The organism is Mesorhizobium sp. P3_A10, from assembly GCF_056403175.1.
In genome coordinates this window covers 1-18,433 of the sequence record NZ_JBFUFZ010000008.1, presented here as the reverse complement: position 1 = coordinate 18,433, position 18,433 = coordinate 1, and the positions used below count along the sequence as shown (strand labels likewise).

16 protein-coding genes and 1 tRNA gene are annotated in these 18,433 nt (G+C 62.7%); 10 read left to right on the top strand and 7 right to left on the bottom strand.

The annotated features are described in order from the left end of the window. Window positions 1–4: 4 nt before the first annotated feature. Genes biuH through atzF form a run of 5 tightly spaced genes read left to right on the top strand, consistent with a single transcriptional unit; the run spans window position 5 to window position 5,085 of the window. Window positions 5–706 (top strand): biuret amidohydrolase, encoded by a 702-nt coding sequence (biuH, locus tag AC1DXU_RS25835; RefSeq protein ID WP_477373537.1) that lies wholly within the window; start codon window positions 5–7, stop codon window positions 704–706. A 9-nt stretch (window positions 707–715) separates the two neighbouring features. Beyond that, a complete protein-coding gene (locus tag AC1DXU_RS25830) occupies window positions 716–2,245 on the top strand; it encodes an ABC transporter ATP-binding protein (RefSeq protein ID WP_477318755.1) in 1,530 nt (509 codons plus the stop codon). Further along, entirely contained in the window at window positions 2,245–2,913 is a 669-nt protein-coding gene (locus AC1DXU_RS25825; protein ID WP_477318753.1) for a cysteine hydrolase family protein, read from the top strand. The genes AC1DXU_RS25830 and AC1DXU_RS25825 overlap by 1 nt, the downstream gene beginning before the upstream one ends. Next, entirely contained in the window at window positions 2,906–3,256 is a 351-nt protein-coding gene (locus AC1DXU_RS25820; protein ID WP_477318751.1) for a cupin domain-containing protein, read from the top strand. Before AC1DXU_RS25825 ends, AC1DXU_RS25820 begins: the two co-directional genes overlap by 8 nt. Further along, the gene (gene atzF / locus AC1DXU_RS25815) at window positions 3,253–5,085 is read left to right on the top strand and encodes an allophanate hydrolase (protein WP_477373535.1); all 1,833 of its coding nucleotides are present in this window, start codon (window positions 3,253–3,255) and stop codon (window positions 5,083–5,085) included. The genes AC1DXU_RS25820 and atzF overlap by 4 nt, the downstream gene beginning before the upstream one ends. 46 nt (window positions 5,086–5,131) lie before the next feature. Here atzF and AC1DXU_RS25810 read toward each other — a convergent pair whose 3' ends face one another. Then, the gene (locus AC1DXU_RS25810) at window positions 5,132–6,001 is read right to left on the bottom strand and encodes a helix-turn-helix domain-containing protein (RefSeq protein WP_477318747.1); all 870 of its coding nucleotides are present in this window, start codon (window positions 5,999–6,001) and stop codon (window positions 5,132–5,134) included. Window positions 6,002–6,107: 106 nt separating this feature from the next. Here AC1DXU_RS25810 and AC1DXU_RS25805 point away from each other — a divergent pair, with 106 nt between their 5' ends. The 5 genes from AC1DXU_RS25805 to AC1DXU_RS25785 all read left to right on the top strand — a co-directional run bounded on the left by AC1DXU_RS25805 (window position 6,108) and on the right by AC1DXU_RS25785 (window position 12,372). Next, entirely contained in the window at window positions 6,108–7,379 is a 1,272-nt protein-coding gene (locus AC1DXU_RS25805) for an extracellular solute-binding protein (protein ID WP_477318745.1), read from the top strand. Window positions 7,380–7,484: 105 nt separating this feature from the next. Further along, on the top strand, window positions 7,485–8,345 hold the full coding sequence (locus AC1DXU_RS25800) for a carbohydrate ABC transporter permease (RefSeq protein ID WP_477318743.1): 861 nt from the start codon (window positions 7,485–7,487) through the stop codon (window positions 8,343–8,345). Continuing rightward, window positions 8,342–9,178, top strand: coding sequence for a carbohydrate ABC transporter permease (locus AC1DXU_RS25795; protein WP_477318741.1), 837 nt, complete (start codon window positions 8,342–8,344; stop codon window positions 9,176–9,178). The genes AC1DXU_RS25800 and AC1DXU_RS25795 overlap by 4 nt, the downstream gene beginning before the upstream one ends. A 9-nt stretch (window positions 9,179–9,187) precedes the next feature. Then, a complete protein-coding gene (locus AC1DXU_RS25790; RefSeq protein WP_477373533.1) occupies window positions 9,188–10,267 on the top strand; it encodes an ABC transporter ATP-binding protein in 1,080 nt (359 codons plus the stop codon). Window positions 10,268–10,320: 53 nt separating this feature from the next. Further along, entirely contained in the window at window positions 10,321–12,372 is a 2,052-nt protein-coding gene (locus AC1DXU_RS25785; RefSeq protein ID WP_477373531.1) for an aldo/keto reductase, read from the top strand. 64 nt (window positions 12,373–12,436) lie between these two features. On the opposite strand, the gene AC1DXU_RS25780 is transcribed toward AC1DXU_RS25785, so the two are convergent. The 6 genes from AC1DXU_RS25780 to AC1DXU_RS25755 all read right to left on the bottom strand — a co-directional run bounded on the left by AC1DXU_RS25780 (window position 12,437) and on the right by AC1DXU_RS25755 (window position 18,262). Continuing rightward, window positions 12,437–13,462, bottom strand: a complete 1,026-nt coding sequence (locus tag AC1DXU_RS25780) for an ATP-grasp fold amidoligase family protein (protein ID WP_477373529.1) — start codon at window positions 13,460–13,462, stop codon at window positions 12,437–12,439. 117 nt (window positions 13,463–13,579) lie between these two features. Further along, a complete protein-coding gene (locus AC1DXU_RS25775) occupies window positions 13,580–14,383 on the bottom strand; it encodes an ABC transporter permease (RefSeq protein ID WP_477373527.1) in 804 nt (267 codons plus the stop codon). After that, window positions 14,380–15,570 (bottom strand): ABC transporter permease, encoded by a 1,191-nt coding sequence (locus AC1DXU_RS25770; protein WP_477373525.1) that lies wholly within the window; start codon window positions 15,568–15,570, stop codon window positions 14,380–14,382. Before AC1DXU_RS25770 ends, AC1DXU_RS25775 begins: the two co-directional genes overlap by 4 nt. Before the next feature lie 14 nt (window positions 15,571–15,584). Beyond that, window positions 15,585–16,628 carry an ABC transporter substrate-binding protein gene (locus AC1DXU_RS25765; RefSeq protein WP_477373523.1) on the bottom strand — a complete coding sequence of 348 codons (1,044 nt, stop codon included), beginning with the start codon at window positions 16,626–16,628 and terminating at the stop codon, window positions 15,585–15,587. Between the two features lie 39 nt (window positions 16,629–16,667). Beyond that, window positions 16,668–17,762: an ABC transporter ATP-binding protein gene (locus AC1DXU_RS25760; protein ID WP_477373521.1), complete on the bottom strand. Its 1,095-nt coding sequence runs from the start codon at window positions 17,760–17,762 to the stop codon at window positions 16,668–16,670. 423 nt (window positions 17,763–18,185) lie between these two features. Continuing rightward, window positions 18,186–18,262 (bottom strand) — tRNA-Met (locus tag AC1DXU_RS25755). Between the last annotated feature and the right edge of the window lie 171 nt (window positions 18,263–18,433).

Below are 18,433 nucleotides of genomic sequence, written 5' to 3'. Positions count from 1 at the left end.
TGCCATGAACGCCAGAGCCGAGATCACCCAGCGCTACATCGACGCCGACCCCTATCCATGGCCCTACAATGGCGAACTTCGCCCTGACAATACGGCGCTAATCATCATCGACATGCAGACCGATTTCTGCGGGCCGGGCGGCTATGTCGACCATATGGGCTACGACCTGTCGCTGGTGCGCGCGCCGATCGAGCCGATCAAGTCGGTGCTGTCGGCCATGCGCGCGAAAGGCTACACCATCATCCACACCCGCGAGGGCCACCGGCCAGACCTCGCCGACCTGCCCGCCAACAAGCGCTGGCGCTCGCGCCGCATCAATGCCGGCATTGGCGACCCCGGCCCCTGCGGGCGCATCCTGGTGCGCGGCGAGCCGGGCTGGGACATCATTCCCGACCTCTACCCGACTGAGGGCGAGCCGATCATCGACAAGCCGGGGAAGGGCTCGTTCTGCGCCACCGACCTGGAGCTGATCCTCAACCAGCGCGGCATCGAAAACATCGTGCTCACCGGCATCACCACCGACGTCTGCGTGCACACCACGATGCGTGAGGCCAACGACCGCGGCTTCGAATGCGTCATGCTGGAGGATTGCTGCGGCGCGACCGACTACGGCAACCACCTCGCCGCGATCAAGATGATCAAGATGCAGGGCGGCGTCTTCGGCGCGGTGTCGAATTCGGCGTCCTTCGTCGCCCAACTGCCATGAGGTTTGGCCATGAGTGAAGGCGGCAGGAAAGCAGTCAGCGTCGAGACCATCGGCATGACCATGCGCTTCGGCGCCTTTACCGCGCTCAGCGACGTCTCGATCAAGGTGCCTGCCGGATCGTTCCACGCGCTGCTCGGCGAAAATGGCGCCGGCAAGTCGACGCTGGTCAAATGCATGATGGGTTTTTACCACCCGACCTCGGGCGACATTCTGGTCGACGGCCGCGAGGTGGCGATCGCCAGCCCGCGCGATGCTTCGGCACTCGGGCTTGGCATGGTCTACCAGCATTTCACGCTTGTCCCGTCACTGACCGGCGCGGAAAACCTGGTCATTTCACGTGAGAAGGTGCCGGGGATCATCGACTGGCGCCAAGAGCGCGCCGACCTTGCAGCCTTCATGGAGCGGATGCCGTTCAAGCTGCCGCTCGACGTCAAGGTGGCCGAGCTCGCCGCCGGCGAAAAGCAGAAGCTGGAAATCATCAAGCAACTCTATCTCGGCCGCAGCTTCCTGGTGCTGGACGAGCCGACTTCAGTGCTCACCCCCGGCGAAGCCCAGGAAGTGCTGGGCCTGGTGCGCGACATGACCAGAGCGGGCGGTCTCACCGTGCTGATGATCTCGCACAAATTCCATGAAGTGACGGCGTTTGCCGACGACATCACGGTGCTGCGCAAGGGCAGACTGACCGGAACCGGAAAAGTGTCGGACCTGTCGCACAGGGAGATGGCAGCGATGATGATCGGCGACCAGCCGATCGCCGCGCTCGACAGTCGCGCTCCGGTGCCGATCGACGCCAGGCAGATCCTGACAGTGAAGGCACTGAAGGCACCCGACCGGACAGGCCTGAAAACCATCAACATCGGCGAACTCGATGTGAAGTCCGGCGAAATCGTCGGCGTTGCCGGCATTTCCGGTAACGGCCAGAAGGAGTTTCTCGAAGTCCTGGCCGGACAGCGCACACGCGACGGCGGCGACGTTCTGGTCAAGGGCTCGCCCTATGGCGCCAGCCGCAGCGAGGCGCGGACGCTCAATGTCCGCTTCATTCCCGAGGAGCCGTTGCGCAATGCCTGCGCGCCGAAGATGACGGTGGCGGAAAACATGGCTTTCCGGACCTTCGATTTGAACGAAGCCGGCAAGCCGATCAGCTGGATCAGGATGAGCGCGATCAGGGACTATGCGACCCGGCTGGTCGAGCAGTTCAAAGTCAAGACCGCATCGCTTGCCTCGCCGATTTCGTCGCTGTCGGGCGGCAATGTGCAGCGCGCCGTGCTGGCCCGCGAACTCACCGGCGAGGTCGACCTGCTGATCGTCTCCAACCCGTGCTTTGGCCTCGACTTCTCGGCGGTGGCCGAGATCCGCGCCCGTATCATGAAGGCGCGCAATGCGGGTGCCGCCGTGCTCCTGATGTCGGAAGACCTCGACGAACTGCTCGAACTGTCCGATCGCATCTTCGTCATGTCGGACGGCGCGCTGGTCTATGAGACGCCGATTGCGCAAGCCAGCGTGCAGACCATCGGCGAGCATATGGCGGGACATCACTGATGGCAGAAATCAATGCACTGCCGTTTTCCTTCACCTTCAAACCGCAGACCATGGCGCTGGTGGTCATCGACATGCAGCGCGATTTCGCCGAGCCCGGCGGCTTCGGCGCCAGCCTCGGCAACGACGTCAGCCGCGTCACAGCCATCGTGCCGACGGTGAAGAAGCTGATCGAAGGGTTCCGCGCCGCCGGCCTGCCGGTGATCCACACCATGGAGTGCCACAGGGCCGACCTTTCGGACCTGCCGCCGGCCAAGCGCAATCGCGGCAATCCGTCGATCCGTATCGGCGATGTCGGCCCGATGGGCCGTGTGCTGATCGTCGGCGAACCGGGCACGGCAATCCTCGACGAGCTTGCCCCGCTGCCCGGCGAGATCGTCATCGAAAAACCCGGCAAGGGCGCGTTCTACGCAACCAGTTTTGGCGACGATCTGAAACGGCTCGGCGCACAGCAACTTGTCTTTGCCGGCGTCACCACCGAAGTCTGCGTGCAGACGACGATGCGCGAGGCCAACGATCGCGGCTATGAGTGCCTGCTCGCCGAGGACGCTACGGAAAGCTATTTCCCGGAGTTCAAGGCGGCGGCCCTGGCCATGATCAGGGCGCAAGGCGCCATCGTCGGTTGGACGGCGATGGCCGACCAGGTGCTTCAGGGAATTGCCAATGCCTAATCTTGCTTTTGCTGGCCTCGTCAATGGCGGCTGGCGCGATCTGGCGTTCGAGCATTTCCGTCACGGCATCACCGTGCATTGGCTGCTCAAGGGCGGGCCGGTCGAACCTTCGGTTGCGATCCTGAACTACCAGCCCGGCGCCGGCGTGCCGCGCCACCGCCATGTCGGGCTGGAGACCATCGTCGTGCTGGAAGGCACCCAGAGCGACGAGAACGGCGACTATCCCGCAGGCAGCGTCATCCTGAATCCAGTCGGGACCGAGCATTCGGTGTGGACGAAAGACGGCTGCGTCGTGCTGATCCAATGGGACCTGCCGGTGATCATTCTGGGGGAGACGAAATGAGTGATGTCCGCTTCGACATAGCGAGCCTGCACGCGGCCTATCGGGACGGCGTCAGCGTTGGCGATGTGATCGCGACGATTTATGCCCGCATCGAGACCGCTGATGATCCGGGCATCTTCATCCATCTCGCCGCCAGGGCGGATCTGCTTGCCGCGGCCGAAGCGCTCGGCCCGTTCGACCCGGCGGCAAAACCGCTCTGGGGTGTTCCCTTCGCCGTGAAGGACAACATCGACGTCGCCGGCATGCCGACGACGGCGGCCTGCGCCGAATACACCTACTGGCCCGATAGGGATGCCACCGTGGTGGCACGGCTCAAGGCCGCCGGCGCGCTCGTCGTCGGCAAGACCAATCTCGACCAGTTCGCCACCGGCCTCGTCGGCGTGCGCACGCCCTGGCCGATCCCACGCAACGCCATCGATGAGGAGCTGGTGCCGGGCGGCTCCTCCTCGGGTTCGGCGGTGGCAACGGCGCGCGGCATCGTCTCCTTCGCGCTCGGCACCGACACCGCCGGCTCCGGCCGCATCCCGGCCGGCCTCAACAACATCGTCGGCCTGAAGCCGACAGTCGGTGCGCTCTCGACGGCCGGCGTCGTGCCGGCCTGCCGCACGCTGGACTGCGTCTCGGTGTTCGCGCTGACTGTCGATGACGCCTATCGGGTGTTCTCCGTGGCGGCAGCGCGCGATGCGGCCGATGCCTATTCGCGCGACATCGCCGTCCAGCCGCTCGCCGCGCGCCCGCCGGTGCTGAGCGTCGGCATCCCGGCAAAAGCCGACCTGAAATTCTTCGGCGATGCGGCGATGCAGGCCGGCTTCGAGGCCTCGCTTGCCATGCTGTCGCGGCTCGGCTGCCGGCTGGTCGAAATCCCGTTCGGCGATTTCTACGGCACCGCCAACCTCCTCTACGAGGGCGCCTGGGTGGCCGAACGCTATGTGGCGATCCGCGATTTCATGGAGTCCAACGAAGCCGCCCTGCATCCGGTGACGCGCAAGATCATCGGCGGCGCCAGAAGTCTGTCGGCCGCGGACGCCTTTCGCGGCCTTTATGCCTTGCAGGCCTACAAGGCGAAACTCGCTCCAATCATCGCCTCGGTCGACCTGTTCTGCGTGCCGACCGCGCCGACCCACTACACGGTCGATGCGGTGCTTGCCGACCCGATCCTCACCAACAGCCGGCTCGGCACCTACACCAATTTCGTCAACCTGCTCGACATGTGCGGCATCGCTGTGCCGACCGGAAAGCGCGATGACGGCTTGCCGATGAGCGTCACGCTGCTTGCGCCGGCCGGCGGCGACGCGCTGACGGCAGCACTTGCCCGCGACCTGCATACCGCCAGCGGCCTCTTGCTCGGCGCGACGGACTGGCCGCAGCCGGCCCCTCTGCTTCCTCCGTCGCCAATCGCCGACGGCATGATCGATCTGGTGGTGGTCGGTGCGCATCTCTCGGGCATGCCGCTCAACGGCCAGCTGAAAAAGCTCGATGCGCAATTCTCGAGAGCCGTGAAAACAGCGCCGGCCTACAGGCTCTATGCACTCGCCGGTCAGTCTGTGCCCAAGCCGGGGCTGGTGCGGGTCGCCAGTGGCGGCATGGCGATTGATGTCGAGGTCTGGCGGCTTGAGCCGGACGCGTTCGGGCGCTTCGTCGCCGCGATCCCGTCGCCGCTTGGCATCGGCACAATCGACCTCGCAGACGGCACGTCGGCCAAGGGTTTCCTGGTCGAAACTGCCGGGCTGGCGGCAGCAGCCGACATCTCGGCCTATGGCGGCTGGCGCAGCTTTGTCACCGGCGCCCGCGAACCGAAACAGCGCCTGGAAGGTGTCCCTGCCAATTGACTGGCGATGGAACAGGCCCTGGCCAGCCGATCGCGGATTGGCGGAATTACCTGATGCCCACACCCTTGCGGAAATCGGAAGGCGTCATGCCGGCAAGCTTGCGGAACGACTTGTTGAAGGCGCTGAGCGAACCGAAACCGGAGTCCATGGCGACCCTGAGCACGTTGGCGTCCTGGTGCATCAGCATCGCCTGGGCATAGCTGAGCCGCAACAAATTCACATATTCGTTGAGCGTCATGCCGGTCGATTTCTTGAAGGTGCTCATAGCGTATTTGGGATGAATGTCGGCAGCGGCCGCGATGTTCACGCAGTCGATGTCGTAGAGAAAGTTCTCCGCGATGAAGTCGCACATACGCCCGACATTGCGTGAAGACTGCTGATCGAAGGGGCTGCCGGCTGCCTGTCCGATCGGGTTTTCGGGCACGAGCCGGTACGGCTCGAACCGCATCCGCTCCAGCCGCAGCAGCAGCTCGTTCACGGCATGCTCCGCCTTTGCCGAATCGCCGGAGCGGGCGTAGCGGTTCCAGCGCTCGAAACTGTCGTCGTCCGACCGGTCGGTCGCATCGCTCACCAGTGTCGCGCCTGTCATTAGCCGATGCCGGACATCGGTCGGCAGGTGCAGCCGGAAGAAATGCACCAGCGGCAGATGCGCGCCGGCATAGACGGCATCGTCGCTGAGATCGTCCATCTGATGCGGCAGGCCGCCCCAGAACAGGCACATCTCGCCGGCCGAAAGCGAAATCTCATGGTCGTTCATGCGGTAGTGCACGCTGCCGCGCACAATGAAATTGACCTCGACCTGGGCGTGCCAATGCGGCTTGAGCATAACCAGGGGCTGTGTGTGAAACATCTGCAGCAGCAGCGGCAGGCCTTCCACACTGCTGGCGCCAGGTTGGTAAAACGGTCGTTCCGGCATCTTACTTTCCGCCAATTTCTTATTCCCTTTGACGGCGACAAGCCTTCCCTACCGCATAGTCTAGCCACGCTCACCAAGACAGAGCAAATGAAATGGGAGGATTTCAATGCGCACCATATTGACCTGCGCCGCGCTTGCGCTTGCCCTGGGCTCAAGCCCGGCGCTTGCGCAGTCTGGCGAAATCACGATCTGGAGCTGGAACATCGCCGCTTCATCGTTGAAGGCGACCGTAGCCGGCTTCAACAAGCAGTACCCCGACGTCAAGGTGACGGTCGAGGATGTCGGCAACCAGCCGACCTATGACAAGTCGATCGCCGGCTGTGCCGCCGGAGGCGTCGGGCTGCCGGATATCGTCTCGATCGAGAATGGCGAGGCCGAGAACTACTGGAGCCAGTTCCCCGACTGCTTCGTCGACCTGCATACGCTTGGCTACACCGCCGAGGACCAGGCAAAATTCCCCGATTTCAAGCGCACCGAACTCGAAGTGGGCGAGAAGGCCTATGCAATGCCATGGGATTCCGGCCCTGTCGCCGCCTTCTACCGCCGCGACTTCTATGAGAAGGCCGGTGTCGATCCTGCCTCGATCAAGACCTGGGACGATTTCATCGCCGCCGGCAAGAAGATCCAGGCCGCCAATCCGGGCGTGACGATGACCAATGCCGATTTCAACGGCGACACCGAATTCTTCCGCATGATCGCCAACGAACAGGGCTGCGCCTATTTTGCCGCTGACGGGCTGTCGATCACGGTCAACCAGCCCAAATGTGTCGATACCCTGACCAAGATCAAGGAGATGAAGGACGCAGGCATCATCTCCTCGGCCGATTGGGGCACCAAGATCACCAACAACACCGCCGGTGCCGTTGCCACCCAGATCTATGGTGGCTGGTATGAGGGCACCATTCGCACTGAATCGGCGGGCGAAAACGGCAAATGGGGCGTCTATCTCATGCCGAGCCTGACGGCCGACGGCCCGCGCGCCGCCAATCTCGGCGGCTCTTCGCTGGCCATCACATCGGCCTCGAAGAACAAGGAAGCCGCCTACGCCTACCTGAAATACACGCTCGAGACCAATGAAGGCCAGATAACGATGCTGAAGGACTTCGGCCTCGTGCCCTCGCTGGTCTCGGCGCTCAATGATCCCTATGTCTCCGAAGGCCTGCCCTATTGGGGTGGTCAGGCAGTGTGGAAGGATATTCTCTCCACCTTGCCCAAGGTCGTGCCCAGCCGCGGCACGCCGTTCCAGAGCGATGCCGAGATCATCATGCGCTCGGTGCAGACCAAATATCTGGGCGGCGGCTATCCGGACGCCAAGACCGCGCTCGATGATGCAGCCAATCAGATCGCGGCAGCGACCGGATTGCCCGTCAAGTCCTGATCTGGGCGAGATGGTCCCGAGCGGCATCGATGCTGCCCGGGACCATTCAACGCGCTGCGTGTTTGAGCACGCGTGCTCACCCGCCAATGCGGAAAGGAGGCAACCATGCGCTATCAGAACGCCACGGCGTATCGCTTCCTCGCGCCTTATCTGCTGATCTTCGCGATCTTCTGGCTATGGCCGATCATTGACTCTTTCCTGATCTCCTTCCAGGCGACGCGCACCGTGCCCTGGCGGTTTGCGCCCGGCTTCAACTGGGGCCGGCTGATCGGCGACCCAGCCTTTTTCAATGCTCTGAAGAACACGCTGCTCATCCTGGTTATCCAGGTGCCGGTGATGATCGCGCTCGCCACGGTGATGGCCGTGCTTTTGAATTCGCCGCTGCTGAAAGCCAGAGGCCTGTTCCGCTTCGCTTTCTTCGCCCCGGTCGTGGTTGGCGAAGTCGCCTATTCCGCAGTCTTCCGGCTGATGTTCAACCTCAATTTCGGCATCATCAACAAATTGCTGAACAGCGTCGGCCTTCCAAGCGTCGACTGGTTTTCCAACGTCACGCCGGCGATGGCGCTGATCATGATCGCGGTGACCTGGCGCTGGGCCGGCTACAACGCCATCATCCTGCTCGCCGGCATGCAGTCGATCCCGCAGGATGTCTACGAGGCGGCGACGCTCGACCGCGTCAGCAAGGTGAAGCAGTTCTTCTACATCACCCTGCCATTGCTGAAGCCGATCATCGTCTTCTGCTGCGTGCTGTCGATCATCGGCACCATGCAGCTGTTCACCGAACCGTTCCTGATCACCGAACGCGGCGGCCCGGGCGGCGGCACCGAAACGCTCGGGCTGCTGCTTTACCGTCAGGGTTTCAGGTCGCTGAACTTCGGCTACGCCTCGGCCGTCGCCTACACCATGGCTGGGCTCGCAATCGCCATCACGCTGGTGCAACTCTGGCTGACGAAGGAGCCGAAATGAGCTCGCGTTCGCAAGCCAAACTGGGTCGCAGCATCGCGCTGCACCTTTTCCTGACGCCGCTGGCGCTGATCTGGCTGTTTCCGCTGTGGATGATGACGATCTTTTCGACGATGCCCGACAACGGCATCTTCAGCCCCGGCATCGAGCTTCTGCCGCACGGCAATTTCATTGAGAATTTCAACAATCTGCAACGCGATACCGATTTCATCCGCGCCATCGGCATCTCGGTTTCGGTGGCAGTGACCTACACGGTGCTGTCGGTGCTGCTCACCTCGATGGCCGGCTGGGCGCTGGCGCGCTATCAGTTCTTCGGCAAGGGCGCGGTCGTGGCGATCATCCTCGGCACCATCACACTGCCCTATGCCGTTGTGCTGATCCCGCAATTCATCATGGTGGCGCGCGACTTCAAGCTCGCCAACACCTGGGTGGCGCTGGTCGTACCGCCGCTTTTCAATTCGCTGGGTGTCCTCTTCATGCGACAGAGCTTTTCTATGATGCCGGCCGATCTGTTCGACGCCGCGCGAGTCGAAGGGGTCAAGGAATGGCGCATCTTCCTGTTCGTGGCGCTGCCTTTGGCGCGGCCGACGCTGGCGGCACTGGCCATCATTCTGTTCCTTGCCTCGTGGAACAACTATCTCTGGCCGCTGCTGATCAACAGCCAGCCCGGCTCGATGACGGCTCCCGTGGCGCTCGGCACGCTGATCGGCCTCACCAAAGTATCATGGGGCGGCATCATGGCAGGCTCGATGATGCTGACGGCGCCGATGTTGGTCGTCTTCGTTCTCTTGCAGCGTCATTTCATCGCCGGCATTGCCGCCGGCGCTATCAAGTAAGGATCGGCAATGGCGGCGGTAACCCTCAGCAATGTCGTCAAGCGCTTTGGCAACTTCGAGATCGTTCATGGCGCCAACATCGATGTGAGCGACGGCGAGTTCGTCGTCTTCGTCGGCCCCTCCGGTTGCGGGAAATCGACGCTGCTGAGGATGATCGCCGGGCTTGAGGACATCAGCGGCGGCGAGATCGCCATTGGCGGCAAGGTGGTCAACGATGTCGAGCCGGCCGACCGCGGCATCGCCATGGTGTTCCAGTCCTATGCGCTCTATCCGCATATGACCGTCGAGCAGAATCTGAGCTTCGGCCTCAGGATGACCGGCAATCCGAAAGCCGATACCGAGCGGCGGGTGAAGCGGGCCTCTGAGATCCTGCGCATCACCGAGCTGATGGCCCGCCGGCCGCGCCAGCTTTCCGGCGGCCAGCGCCAGCGGGTCGCCATCGGCCGCGCCATCGTGCGCGAGCCCCAGGTGTTCCTCTTCGACGAGCCGCTGAGCAATCTCGACGCCGAGCTCCGGGTACAGATGCGCGTCGAGATCTCGCGCCTGCACAAGGAACTGGGCACGACGATGATCTACGTCACCCACGACCAGACCGAGGCGATGACACTGGCCGACAGGATCGTGGTGCTGCGCGGCGGCCATGTCGAGCAGATCGGCCGTCCACTCGATCTCTACGACAATCCCGACAATCAGTTCGTGGCCGGTTTTGTCGGCTCGCCAAAGATGAACTTCATCAACGGCCGCGTTGTCGGGCGCGACACGCACGGCATCGTTGTCGAGCTGGCGGGCCAGGAAAAGACCCGCATCACGCAGCCTCTGACCGGCGCAGCACCCGAGACGGGAAGCAAGGTCATCGTCGGCGTGCGGCCCGAACATTTCGGCAATGCCGGAGAAGGCGATGCCGACCTTGTCGTGCGCATCGACGTGGTCGAGCATCTGGGCGGCACCAGCTTTCTCTATGCCAGGACGACCAACGGCGAAGACGTGGTGATTCAGCGCGACGCGGCAAAGGTTCCCGACACCACCGAGGTCACTGTTTCCATCCGCAAATCCTACCTGTTCGACGAAAACGGGCTGCGGCTGCGCTGACCGCTTTCCCTTTCCAGCCTTTACACTCTTTCTAGCCGTCAAGGAGAATGACAATGACTTCAACCGCGCCCATCCGCTGGGGCATTCTCGGGCCGGGCAGCATTGCCCTGGCCTTTGCCGGTGGCGTGGCCCAGTCGCGCACCGGCAAACTGGTCGCCCTCGGCGCCCGCAACCCAAGCAAATCGGGCCTGGTCGAAAGCTTTCCCGGCGCCCGCATCCTCGACGGCTACGACGCCTTGCTCGCCGATCCGGATGTCGATGCGGTCTATATTTCGATACCCCATCCCGGCCATGCCGAATGGGCGATCAAAGCGGCTGAGGCCGGCAAGCACGTGCTGTGCGAAAAGCCGATGGGGCTGACCGCCTTCGAGGCCGACGCGATGATCCATGCCGCCCGCAAGGCCGGTACGTTTCTCGGCGAGGCCTTCATGTACCGGCTGCATCCGCAGACGCTGAAGCTGGTCGAGTTGATCAGGTCGGGTGTCATTGGCGAGGTCCGTATGATCAAGTCCAGCTTCGGCTTCGCCATGCCGGACTTCATGCCGGAGCATCGGCTCTATGCCAACGATCTCGCGGGCGGCGGCATTCTGGACGTCGGCGGCTATCCCGTCTCCATGGCGCGGCTGATTGCCGGCGCAGTTGCAGGAATGCCTTTCGCCGAGCCCGACAAGGTGACCGGTACCGCGCATCTTGGCCCGTCCGGTGTCGATGAGTGGGCCTCGGCGCTGCTGCATTTTCCAGGCGGCATCATCGCCGAAGTCTCCTGCAGCATCTCGCTCAACCAGGACAATGTGCTGCGCATCCTTGGCACCAAGGGCCGCATCGAGGTGCCGGATTTCTGGTTCGCCGGCGGCAACCGCGATGTCGGTCTCGGCAAGATCGACGTGGTCCGTTACGACGGGACGCGCGACACCATCAGTGTCAATGAAACGCGCCATCTCTACTCTTTCGAGGTCGACGCCGCCGGCGAGGCCATCCTTGCCGGTAACCAGGAATTTGCCTGGCCGGGTATGGGCTGGGCCGATAGCCTAGGCACACTGCGCGTGCTCGACAAATGGCGCTCTGCGGCCGGCCTCGAATACGAGATCGAAAAGTCCACGAGACGCGTCAACACGATTTCCGGCCGGCCGTTGCGCTCCAACGGCACGGCGATCGGCAAGCGCAACATTCCGGGCTTGTCGAAACCGGCTTCCGTGGTGGCGCTTGGCTTCGAGGATTTCCGCAGCTTTTCCTCGGGCGCGATCCTGCTCGATGGCTTTTTCGAAGCGGGCGGCAATCTGTTCGACACCGGCTATGTCTATGGCGCCGGCTATACCGAGGCGTTGCTCGGCCAGTGGTTGAAGAACCGCGGCGTGCGCGAGCAATCGGTGGTCATCGGCAAGGGCGCACACTCGCCGCTCTGCTATCCCGATGTGATCGGCAAGCAGCTTGCCCAGTCGCTCGACCGGCTGCAGAGCGACTATGTCGACGTCTATTTCATGCATCGCGACAATCCGGATGTGCCGGTCGGCGAGTTCGTCGACGCCATGGACCAGGAGGTCAAGGCCGGGCGCATCCGTGGCCCGTTCGGCGGCTCCAACTGGACGATGGAGCGCATGGATGAGGCGATTGCCTATGCCGAGCGGACCGGCAAGCAGAAGCCCGGCGCGCTCTCCAACAATTTCTCGCTGGCCGAGATGCTGGAACCGATCTGGGCCGGCTGCGTCACCTCCTCCAGCGATGAGTGGAAAGCCTGGCTGACATCCAGGCAGATGCCGAATTTCGCCTGGTCGAGCCAGGGACGCGGTTTCTTCACCGACCGCGCCGGCCGCGACAAGCGTGACAATGAGGAACTCGTCCGGGTCTGGTATTCGGAGAAAAATTTCGGCCGCCGCGACCGGGCGATCGAACTCGCCGACAGGCTGGGCAAAAGCCCGATCCATGTCGCGCTCGCCTATGTGCTGGCGCAGCCCTTTCCGTCGGTTCCCCTGATCGGTCCGCGCACGCTCGGTGAACTGGAAGACAGCCTCCAGGCACTCGACATTGCGCTTTCACCGGCGGATATCGAGTGGCTGGACGGCGGTTCGGATCGAAACCAGCCAGACAGGGCCCAATCATCCCGATAGGATCGGGATGAGGCTCACTTTTGCTGTTAGACCATGACCTCAACCCGAGGGTTGGGATCATGGTCTAGGTCTGCAGCGTTTCCAGAGGCGGGGACCCGACAAGATGGGCCGGGTGCAAATCGCCACCGTCCGCCATACATTTCGCGCGCAGCGCATTTGCATAGAGCCGGGCAATGCCCGTGTGCCGCCGCCGCAAATAATCCGATTGATCGAGCCGCCAGTGCCGCTCGATGTCCGCCATGATGGCCGGATTGCTCCAGACGGAGTAGCCGCCCCCGGTATAGACGGTGACCTCGCCAGCGAACAGCCGCTCGTTGGTGACCAGAAAATCGACACGGACATAGTCGAGATCGCCAGCGATGCGCGGCGCGATGACGACTGCCTGACGAATGAATTCGACCAGGCGCGCTGTCACGGGCAGCGCCTGGTCCTCGCGCGGATAGTCGACATCGCGACCGGGCAAGGGATTGCCCTCAGGATCGAACAGCCGCGACATGCGTGCTTTCTTGTCCTCGGCCCTGACATGGCACACGACACCGCTGCAGATCTGGACCTTGATCTCGGTGGCGATCTCGCCGCCGCTGAGCGGCAGCCGCTGTTCGACGAAGACCGTCGGTGTAATCGACCAATAGGCCCATTCGCCATTGTGGCGCCCTTGACGTTTCCCGAGCCAGCGTCTGGTCTCGCTTACGATGGTCGTGCGATCTGGCCGGCCGTCGGAAACGAAAATATTCATGTCGCAGCCGTGGTTCGTCTTGACCACCACGTCTTTGGCCAAGAGGTCGAGCGGAATGTCATCGGGATCGCGGCCCGACCACAGCGTCTCCGGCACCATCAATTCCGGGCAAACCTTGAGGATGTAATCTTTCACGGCGAGCTTGTCCGACAACGTCACGAACAACGGATTGTGGTCGACGATTCTGCGCCAAAGCATCCGCTCGTGATAGGTCTCCGGCGCGGCAGGGTTGGGCAGATAGCCAAACCTCCTTGCAAATCGCATGACGAGCATCGCGTGGCGAACCGTCAACAGCAGCCGCGCCCCTGCCAGAATGAAGCGGTGTCTCGCGGAAATATCGGCCCTCGACTTCATTAAGAAGATTCAATCCTTCTGCTGCCAGGCAGAGAGTTGGGCCACGGTTTTACGCCCGCGCTTTGGTCATGCAGCTAGCATCGACGGGTCGTGCCGACAAGCGCGCCGGCCAAAGCCCTATCGGTTCGAACGGCCAAGCATCGTCGAAACGGCCAGCAGCACGATCGAGGCGGCGATCAGCACGGTTGCGGCAGCCGCGATGGTCGGCGTCAGCGTGTCACGAGCGATGGTAAACATCTCGCGCGGCAAGGTGCGCTGTCCAGGACCGGCGAGAAACATTGTCACGACGACCTCGTCGAGCGAGGTGGCGAAGGCAAACAGCGCGCCCGAAGCGATGCCCGGCAGGATGACCGGAAGCGTCACCTTGCGGAAGGCAAGCAAGGGCGGCGCTCCCATGCTGGCCGCGGCCCAGAGCAGCCGGCGGTCGAGGCCGGTCAGGACAGCTGACACGGTCACCACCACAAAGGGCACGGCGAGAGCTGTGTGGGCAAGGACGAGGCCTGGATAGGTTGCAGCCAAACCGGTCAACGAAAAGACGAAATACATGCCGACGCCGACGATGACGACCGGCGCGATCATCGGCACCAAAAGCAGCGCGGAGATCAGTCGCCTTCCGGGCAGACCGGGTGCCGCCAGACCGAGTGCGGCCATGGTGCCGAGCGGCGTTGCCAGCAAGGTCGTGGCGACGGCCAGCACCAGGCTGTTGCGCAAGGCATCCATCCACGTCTGGGTGGAAAAGAACTCATGGTACCATTTCAACGACCAGCCGGTGATCGGAAAGGTGAAATCGCCGCCGCTCTTGAACGAGAACAGCACGATAGTGATTAGCGGAGACATCAGAAAGGCCAGCACGATTGCCGCCATCAGGCCGAGACAGAGACGACCGAGCCGGCTGGCGAAGGTTTGTCTCGGACCGGTCACCGGACCTCCTGGCGGATGCCGACGCCGCTGCGGTGCAGCAAGGCGTTCTGGATGGCGTAGAGGAAAAGGGTCGTGATCAGCAGGACCAGGCCTAGTGCTGAGGCAAGACCCCAGTTCAGCGTGCCGGTGGTAAACAAGGCGATATAGTAGCTGATCATCTGGTCGCCGGGGCCGCCGACCAGCATCGGCGTGATGTAGAAGCCGAGCGTGACGACGAAGACCATCAGCGTGCCCGCCATGACGCCCGGCATGACCTGCGGTAGGTAGACACGCCGGAAGGCATAGAATGGCGACGCGCCAAGCGACAGCGCCGCTCTGAAAAGATGCGGATCGATCGATCGCATGGCGGCGAGCAGCGGAAAGATCATGAACGGCAACATGACGTGGACCAGCGCGACGATGACGCCGACGCGGTTGTAGAGCAGCTTCAAGGGTTCATCGATGAGACCCAGATCCATCAGCAATGTGTTGATCACGCCCCGGTCCTGCAGCAGCGCAAGCCAGGCCATGGTGCGGACCAGGATCGAGGTCCAGAACGGCAGCAGCACCATCAGCAGCAGCAGGTTGCGCACCCGGTCGCTCTGGCGCGCCAGAAAGGCGCAGAGCGGAAAGGCGAGCGCCAGCGCAATGACTGCCGTGGTGGCAGCGATCGCGAAGGTCCGCAGCATGATCGAGCGGTAGAGCGCCACGCCTGAGCGGGAAGGCCCGATGCCGGTCTCGTAGTTCTGCCTGAGATCGAGCGCGGACAGGATGTGGAAGATACCGACAGGCCCGGCGGCACGCTTCATGGCCTGCCATGTTTGGTTCGCACCCCATTGCGGATCGAGCGAGACCAGATCGGCGGTACCGGCCGGTGCAGCCTCCAGCTTGCGTTTGGTCGATTGCAGCAAGGCGCGAAAGCCGGGATTCTCATAAGAGAGCCGGCGGCTGAGCGAAGCGAGAGCAGGGCCGTCGACTACCCTGAGATCGCTGGCCAGCGCGGCAAAGGCCGACTGCGGCGTGCCCCGGCCGTCCCATGCCGACAGTCGGTCAGCGGTGGCAGGCAACGCCGCCCGCAACTCGGGATCGGCAATGCTGCGCCACATGACCATGCCGACGGGCAGCAGGAAGGTGGCCAGCAGGAACAGAAACAGCGGTGCGATCAGCGCGTAGCTGCGCAGCAATCCGCCCTTCCGTCCCTTCAGCATCACCGACCCCCCACCTACTGGGCGGCCGACCACTCGGCCCAGCGGGCGGTCAGGGCGTCAGTGTTGTCGACCCAGAAAGCAGCATCGATCTGGAGGACGTCCTTGGCGTTTTCCGGCGCGGTCGGCAGGTCGGCGAGCAGTTCCGGCTTGACCATGCCGACAGCCTTGGCTGAGGTGATGCCGATCGGCTGGAGCTCGGGCAGGTGGCTTTGCGGCCCTGCCTCGCCGGCGAATTTCAGAAGCTCGTAGGCCTTGTCGACATTCGGCGAGGTCTTCAGGATAACCCAGCTGTCCGCCGTCTGCAGCGACTTGTCCCAGACGATGCCGAACGGTTTGTGGTCCTTGTGGATCGCATTGGTGACACGGCCATTGAAGGACGAGGTCATCACCACCTCACCCGAGCCGAGTAGCTGCATCGGCTGGCCGCCCGCGGTCCAGAACACCAGCGACGACTTGATCGTATCGAGCTTGGCAAAGGCACGATCGACGCCTTCTTGTGTCGACAGCACCTTGTAGACATCGGCGAGCGGAACGCCGTCGGCGATCAGCGCGAATTCGAGATTGGTCTTGGGCGAGGAGCGCAGCGCCCGCTTGCCCGGATACTTCTTCAGGTCGAAGAAATCCGCCCAGGTCGGCACGGCGCTGACGCGGGTCTTGTCGTAGGCCAGAACGTGATTGTAGATCGCAGCACCTATGCCGCATTTGTGGACGGCGCCAGGGATATAATTGTCCTTGCCGCCGAGCCTGTCGATATCGAGCGGAAGGATCAGGCCTTCCTGACAGGCGATCTCCAGCTCCTCGCTTTCGGCGTTGACGATGTCCCAACCGCTGTCGCCGCTTTCAACCTTGGTCCGGATGACGCCGATGCCGTTGTCCCAGATGTCCTCGACGACCTTGATGCCGGTCTTCTTGGAGAACGGTTCGAAAATGAAGTTGTGCTGCGCCTGCTGGAAGGTGCCGCCATTGGAGACGATGACGAGATCGCGTGAATAGGCGTTGCCGACAAGCATGGTGCAAGCAAGAAAAGACGCGGCGACGAGTCCAGTTTGTTTGAGCATGAAGTTCCCCTCTTTGATTTTGAATGGTCAAGTCCAGGTTCAGGCGAGGATCAGAGCCTCCTCGGCCGGAATGGAAAGGCGCAGCGTCTGGCCGGGTGCCGGCAAGGCCGCGCAGGCCTGCGGTTTCAGCTTGAGCTGCAGGATTTGCGCGCCGGCAATGGTGATCCGCACGCGCACATGATCGCCGTGGAAAAGCTGGTCCAGCAATGTCCCTTCGATGGCGTTGCCGTCGGCATGGATTTCCGAAATCGCCTCCGGCCGCACCACCAGGACGGCATCCTTGCCGGCGCAGATGCCATCGCCGGCGCGGGCGCGAAGCACAGCTCCGCTGGCCAGCCTTATCTCGGCAAAGGCGCCCTCGATACCAACCACGGTGCCGGGCAGCATGTTGGTCTCACCGAGGAAACTCGCGACGAAGCGGGTACGCGGCCGGTTGTAGATCTCGACCGGCGGGCTGATCTGCTGAATACGCCCCTCATGGACCACTGCAACCCGGTCGGACATAGTCAACGCCTCGTCCTGGTCGTGCGTGACATAGACGAAAGTGACGCCGAGTTGCTGGTGGATCTGCTTGATCTCGATCTGCATCTGCTCGCGCAGTGCCTTGTCGAGCGCGCCGAGCGGTTCGTCCATCAGGACGATGCGCGGGCGGTAGACCAGCGAACGGGCAAGCGCGACGCGCTGCTGCTGGCCGCCCGACAGCTGCCCGGGCTTGCGATCGCCATAGCCTGAGAGATGGACGAGTTCGAGCGCATCGCCGATGCGGCGCTTCGCTTCGCCGGCAGGCACATTGCGGACGGCGAGCGGGAACCCGACATTGTCGATGACCGACATATGCGGGAACAGTGCGTAGCTCTGGAAGACCACGCCCATCTCGCGCTTGTGCGGCGGCAGATCGGTGATGTCTTGCCCGTCCATGAAGATGCGCCCGGAACTCGGCCATTCGAAGCCGGCCAGCATCATCAGCGTCGTCGTCTTGCCGGAACCACTTGGCCCGAGCAGGGTCAGAAATTCACCCTTGACGATTTCAAGCGAGAGATCGTCGACGACCGTGATCTTGTCATAGCGTTTCGTGACCGAGCGAAACGACACGATCGGCGGGACGTCGGGATGAGCGATAGGCTGGTCCATCATGGAGGGGTCAGCTCAGTTTCGCGTGGCCACAGCGTGGGGTGAAATCGGTGATTGCTGGATGGATGCGATCTTTGAACATCAGCGCCGAGATCGGCAAATTGGCCAATCCCGCGCAGATGAGCTTATCGAGTTCTATACCGAAAACTTGCGATCCCCAATACTCCCCTGTCCAGCCAAAATCGCAAATCGGCTCGTCCGCGACGAAAAATCGTATCTGCGAAGCATCCGCCGCGCCGCTTTGAAATAGCCTCTCGGCGGGACACCACCAGAATCAAGAAAGCCCGCCGGCTGATGCCTGACGGGCTTGTTGTCTGGTTGCTGGGACAGGGATTGGTCTCTGTCCCGCCGCGTCGGCTTGGCCTTCTTGCAGGCTACGGCTGAACAGCAAAACGGCCCGCGCGATGGCGGGCCGTTTTTGTGATTTGGTTGCGGGGACAGGATTTGAACCTGTGACCTTCAGGTTATGAGCCTGACGAGCTACCGGGCTGCTCCACCCCGCGTCAACCTTAGAGGTAAGTTTTAGCTTACCGGAATCAAGAGACCACCAAATGAAAGGGCCGCTTGCGCGGCCCGTAGTCCCGTTGGCGGGCCTGTTCGTAAGGAGAAGATTTCACTCCATCCGATTGGATGTGAGTTCAACGTGCATTTAGCAGACCCCTGGCAGCGACCTA